This is a genomic window from Thioflexithrix psekupsensis (genome assembly GCF_002149925.1).
GTDB lineage: Bacteria > Pseudomonadota > Gammaproteobacteria > Beggiatoales > Beggiatoaceae > Thioflexithrix > Thioflexithrix psekupsensis.
This window is the reverse complement of the sequence record NZ_MSLT01000006.1, coordinates 725166-731864: the sequence shown is the minus strand read 5'-3', so window position 1 is coordinate 731864 and position 6699 is coordinate 725166. Positions and strand designations below refer to the sequence as shown.

2 protein-coding genes are annotated in these 6699 nt (G+C 41.0%); both read right to left on the bottom strand.

Features of this window, described 5'->3' with window-relative positions:
* A partial coding sequence (locus TPSD3_RS04370) for a PAS domain S-box protein (RefSeq protein WP_140048477.1) occupies window positions 1-2162 on the bottom strand: 2162 nt, incomplete at its 3' end.
* 266 nt (window positions 2163-2428) lie between these two features.
* On the bottom strand, window positions 2429-6385 hold the full coding sequence (locus TPSD3_RS04365; protein ID WP_176329719.1) for an Ig-like domain-containing protein: 3957 nt from the start codon (window positions 6383-6385) through the stop codon (window positions 2429-2431).
* Between the last annotated feature and the right edge of the window lie 314 nt (window positions 6386-6699).

Sequence of the window (6699 nt, the reverse complement as noted above, 5' to 3'; positions counted from 1 at the left end):
ATTATTATACGACTCTGAAAAAATTGGTATATAAGCTGCGCCCATGCAGCACTGGCTTGATCTTGAATAATCACGGAACCATTTTGTAAAATCGGTTGTAATAGTTGATTTAAGGTGGCAAATAATCCCGTTTTTTCACGGTCAAATAAAGTGATGAATTGTTGATCACGAAGAGAATGGGTTAATAATAAGCGGGTATGAATTTGATCCTCTTCAATATCACTAATAAATCCTAATTGGCTGTCTGTTAATTTTAGTAATTCTGTTAATAATAAATGATAAGTGCTAAGTAAATCATTTTTACTCATAAAATGATTAAACCACGGCGTAATAAATCGAGTAATTGTTTTTGTTTCTCTAAATATTTTTTGTGCGGATTTATAAGGTGTAATGTCAGTAAAAGTAGTGACCACCGCGGTGGGTAAATGGCTGGGATCGTCGGTGAAAATGGGTTGAGAATTAATGGCTATCCAAGTGACATCTTGTTGTGGTGTTTTATACACGCCCATAATGACGTTTTTAAACGGCAATCCTGTTTGTAATGTCACCATCGCAGGGTGTTCGTAGCCGGGAAATGACATACCATTTTCCCGCACCGACTGCCACGCAGGGTCTAAAGAACTACGCCCTGCCATTTGGGCTTCAGTCAAGCCTAAAATGGATTCAGCGGCTTGATTACACGTTAAAATTTCCCCCGTCCTATTTTGCAATACCACACCCTCACTCATAGAGGCAATCACCGAGCGGTAGCGGGCTTCGCTATTGCGCAAGGCTTCGACCGCTTGACGATAAGCCGTTAAGTCTTCGCGCACCGCTAAAAAATGGCTAATCTCTTGATTTTCATCACGAATCGGAGAAATAGTGGTGTATTCATAATATAATTCACCTGACTTATGGCGATTGGTAAATTCCCCTTGCCATACATCGCCTCTTAAAATTGTACTCCATAAATCACGGTAAAAATCAATCCCCATTAATCCTGATTTTAATAAACGTGGTGTGCGATTTAAAACCTCTTCGGGTAAATAACCTGAAATTTTGGTAAAAGCAGGATTAACATATTGAATAATGCCTTTGCGATCCGTAATTAAAATGCTATTAGAACTTTGCTCAACCGCAGTGGATAATTTACGCAATAATAATTCAGTTTGTTTGCGCTCAGAAATGTCTAAAGCCGTACCAATGACGCAATAAGGTTTATCATCATAAGTGCGTAATAACTTACCAGAAGATTGCAATGTTTTTACTTTGCCATCTTTGATTTTAACGCGAAATTCTAAGTTTTCAAAATGGGGAATTTTTTCTTGATTACTTGTGTCTAATAAAGCCAGTAAATGATATTTAACATATTGTTGATCGTCAGCAATAATAGCTTGATAAAATTCATCTAAATGCGTTTGTATAGGTTTGCAAGGATAACCCAATTGCATAGAGAATTCTTCAGACCAAAACATGTCATCATTTTGCGGATGCCATTCCCAATAACCCAATTGGGCTAATTGTTGGGCCTCGGCGATGCGCATTTCATTGTGGGCTAAACGGGCTTCAGCGGCGCGTTTTTCGGTAATATCTGTCACCATACCCACCACAAACAATACGCCACCGTCCACATCTCGCACGCCCGCAATGGACAAACTCGCCCAAATTTCTCGCCCTAAACGATGTTGATAACGTTCTATGGTTTGGTAATGATTTCTACTGTATTTTAATAATTGTTCAAATAAACGATTTGAAGAAGTTTCTATTTGTTCTTCGGGATGCAATAATTCATAATAATTTTTTCCTACTAATTCGCAGTGAGAATAGCCTAAAATTTTCTCTAATGTAGGATTAATATAAACCAATTCTCCTGTGATATTGGCTTGTAAAATGCCGATGGGCGCATAGTCGAATAAAGCCCGAAAACGCGCTTCACTGGCATGCAAGCGCACGACCGCATCAGCAAATGCGGCTAAAGCATCTAAATCATCGGGAATATCTGTCAGAATGCTGTGCAAAGCGTCGCGGGTGACGGCTAAAACATGTTTTTGCTTTTCTAAAAGGGCAAATTGATGGGTTAATTCGTGTTGTAATTGATGCTGACGTTGTCGAAATCGCCATATCCCTATGATGCCGCCAATGGTGGTCAGTGTCAAAACCGCAATAACGATGGAATCGATCATGAGCTAATGTGCTATATATGAATGAGAAATTAAATGTATCAAGGCGTTGCTTTATTTGTTATACCGCTACTTTATCAAGTCAACACATTATTTTATTAAATTCTCTTTGGTTTTGCACCCGATTTAGCAACATTTTATGAGAAATACAATAATATTCTTAACCTTTTATTTAAGTTGGTTTATAAAATACAAAAAAATGCCTGAGTCAGAATATTTCCTATGTTGATAAATTCTGCTCAGGCGATTCATTTATGGATAAGGGTTAATTAGCTGATAAATTGCAGTGCAATATCCGTGTTAATTAATAATTCTGCACCACTGGCCGCATAGCGGTAATAAGGCACTCCATCTTGTTCCGTCAATCCTATATTATTCCAACCCTGATTGGTGGAATTAACTAAGCTGGATGAATTGCCATCAATACGCAAATTACCTGTGTCAGAAATAGCTAATACATCGCTTAATCCAAGCACCAATTGATGTCCATTGCCTTGTGTTAAGTCAAGACGATCAATTCCTGTTAATGTGATGGCTTGATCGGTGGCTAATTGGCTATTTTGAATTAGATTTAAAATTTGCCCCTCTCCACCTGATAAACGCAAGGTATCTAAATTTGATCCCCCTTCGATAATGACACCCGCTGCTGCATCTGCTTTTAATGAAAATAAATCATTACCCGCATCTCCCAATAAAATCGCATTGGGGCCAGGAATGCCAAAAGTATCATTGCCACCTAAGCCTTTAAAAATCTGCACGTCGCTGGATAAATTAGGTCTAAAAGTATCCGCGCCTTCTGTGCCTAAAAAAACATTACTTGGCTGCAATTCTACTGTGCCTTCGCTTTCTATTTCTCCATCGGAAATTAAATAGTTAAAGCTGACGCTATCTGTAGCCGCTAAAGCACGATAATCTGCCCACAAATGAAGATCATTTCCAGAGACTTCTATGGTTAATCCCTCTGGAATATTGCTCACGCCCATAAAACGAATAATATCAGTAGAATCAGGATCAATATCATTGGCGAGTAAATCCGCTACATCCAGACTAATGGATTGTAAAAAAGGAATCTCGAATTGATCAGGATTAGCCACAGGAGCTTGGTTGGCATTGAGTACATCAATAAATACCGTAGCCGTGCTATTGGTTTGACCATCGGTGATTTCATAATTAAAACGCGCAATGCCGATGTAATTGGCTTCGGGTAAAAACTCAATTTGTCCATTTAAATTAAGTTGCACTTGGCCGTGTTGTGCCGCGCTTAATTGGGTCATGGATAAGGGCAAATTATTGGGATTATTATCATTAGCCAATAAGCGATTGGGATCAATAGTTAAGGCTTGTCCCATTTTGGTAAAGAAACCACTGTCATTCACCGCGTTCACTGGTTCGGGTAACGCACCTAAATAGTTAATGGTCACCGTTGCCGTCGCAGTGATCGAATCGGCTATTACCTCATAAATAAAGCTGGCATTACCGATAAAATCCGTTTCAGGAATAAAACGAATGGCTTGCGTTTCGGCATCAAAAATAACGCGCCCATTCACAGGATTATTGACCGATTGAATTAACGCGCTATTTTGCAATTCGCTATTAGAGAATTGATCATTGCCTAATAATTCTTTTGCAGACAATACGAATTCATCATTAACAAAAGCGGTAAAATTATCATCAATCGCTTCTATATTCTGCACTAAAGGTTCAACTGTAATGATAACGGTTGCAGTGGCAGTGCTGTTGTGTAAATCGGCAATTTGATAATCAAAACGTGCTTCACCAGAAAAATCAGGATTTGGTGTGAAAATAATTTGGCGATTATCTTCACTTAAAATCGCGTTTCCATCTGTGGCAGGAAATATATTAGTCAAGGTGAATAAATCGCCATCAAGGTCTTGATCATTAGCTAATAATTCTTGAATAGATAAGGTTAAAGGTTGATTTTGTTCTGTGGAGAAAAAATCATTTTGTGCTTGTGGGGCTTGATTGACAATATTAACTGTCACGGTGCTTTGTGTGCTTTGCCCTGCGCTATTTTGAATTTGATAGCTGAAAAAACCCGATCCAATAAAATTATTTTCTGCTATAAATTCAATCTGTTGCCCTTGCAAACTGACACGGCCACCTTCACCTTGAATCACGCTAATTAGGGTTAATGGCAAATTTTGCGGATCGCTGTCATTGGCCAGTAATTGGCTGCTTTCTAAGGATAAAGCGGTATTTTTAACCATCATGAATTGATCAGGCGCAGCGACGGGAGGCAAAGACGGTAATGGCGTAATGATTGGATCGCCAATGACAGTCACATTTGCTCCCGCAAAACCGCCTTTATCATCGGTAATGGTGTAGCTAAAAGAACCTGTAAAAGATTCTGTATTGTTGACTAAATCACGAGTAAAAATGACCGTGTTATTGTCTAATAAAATAACTTGTCCATTTTGTGCATTTTGCACGCTAAGAATGCGCAAACTTTCGCTATCAATATCCCGATCATTTTGCAATAAATAATCAATGGACACACTGCGATTTGTGCCTAAATCCACGTGATCCGCATTGGCAATGGGCGCGTTATTAACGGGTAATGGCGGTGAAATTGGATCAGGACTCGGCGGCGGCTCTGGCAGCGTAGGAATCACGGGCGGAGTCGGCGGTGGTTCTGGCGCAATAACAGGCGGTTGTGGCGGTGTAATCGGTGATTCTGGCGACACAACAGGCGGTTGTGGCGGTGTAATCGGCGGTTCTGGCGGCACAACAGGCGGTTGCAGCGGTGTAATCGGCGGTTCTGGCGGCACAACAGGTGGTTGTGGCGGTGTAATCGGTGGCTCTGGCTCTTCAGGAATAGGCAAGGCATCCTGCGGCGGAATCGGTGGAGTTGGTGAGACAACATCATCACTATTGTCTTCTGATTCTGGAGGAACTGGTAAAACAGGCGGCGGCAATGGTGGCACTAGTCCATGTGACGGCGGCGGCAAATTTTTGCTGTGTTCATTACTGAATGGGTTGGGTTTATCGAAAAAATGAGGTTTAAAAAATTCTGTTTGTGCTTCCGATAAAGGCAAATCTATCAGTGGTTTACCGGGTGTAAAGTAGTCTGTTTTTGGAGCAACCAATTTATTACGAAACACATTTGGTGCATCAAATGGACGCGGAGGAGGATGTCCCAAGTGGTTAAAATGTTGGCCGTCAAAGGGCGAAAAAGGGTCTTTAGTGGGTTTAAAATCTCCCTTTTCGGGAGGAGTCGGCATAGGTTGATTTTGCCCACTGTTGTTGGGGGGAGGTGGCGATGAAGGGTCTGTGCGGGGAGTATCGTGTCCGCGCTCTTGTCCTTGTCCCGTCCCCGGTTGCAAAATCAAGGGGGAAAGGCTGTCCTGATAAGTTTTTAACGGAGCTAATTGCGCTTTGAATTGCTCAACTTCTTGAAGCGAAACCATAGAACGCAATAAGGTGATATTATCAATATAAATCCGTGTTCCCGGTTCAAAAATGGTAAAAGTTTCGTGAGAAAAACGTGGCGTAATGCTAATTAATCCTTCGGTGTGTAGAATCGTGGTAGCACCATTACCTTCAATTAGCGCATCAATTTCACTGCCCCGAATGCCAATGGTGGCCGAAGGGGTTTTAATGACAGTATGTTGTTCTCCACTATCACCGCTAATTTTTCCGCTAATAAAACGGAAAAAACCAATAAACATATTCACTTCTAATTCGCCGCCTTGTTCTTCAGCGACGTAAGAATATTTTTCTAATTGCGCCCGCGATAAAGGGCCTAATTGGAAGGTAGAACCATCGTTTAAAGTAATTTTAATATAGCCTTTTGCGGGCGTTTGTACTTTATCATTCAGATAAATGGGATCGCCTTGTGCCACTTGACGGATTTGGCCGCGATCATTTTCTACAGTGACAGGCCCATTAACCACTAATGTTGCCGTGCCAATAACAGGCATTGCCGCACCAATAGTTAATTGACCTTCGGCCGCCCAATGATGGGGTAATTGTGGCGTTAATTGTGCCATGATTTCTGGCACATCTAATATTTTGCCATTATTAATTGACAAGGGGATTGGATTGTTAAAATAATGCTCAATAGTAATGGTTTCTGACCACCATTTAATCAGCAAATGATCGCCTTGACGCAACCACTGCACCTCGCGTAATAAGACTTCATGCGGTAAAACAAAAGAATCGGTTAATTCTGTGGATAAATGAGAGGATTGAGAAAACGCTAACATGGGATTATTCCTTATTTGGCAAGGGGGCAAAGCCCATACCTGCTCAAGCAACAAATCGTGTAAAATAATCATCTTGGGGATTAGCGAAAATCATAGATGATTTGTTGCGGATAAGCGAATGTTATACGAAAAAAGCGGTGCGCAAAAAAAACCTTCTCTTCAAGTCCAACCTAAAGAGAAGGCTACGAAAGACCTCGCTCCCTGAGCCCGGGGAGAGAGAGGATGAAGAAGCTAACCTACCCAACTGATGACACCCTAAATTTCCACCAATTGGCGAGACACGAACAAGACTGCGTATGCCAACAAACGCCAAA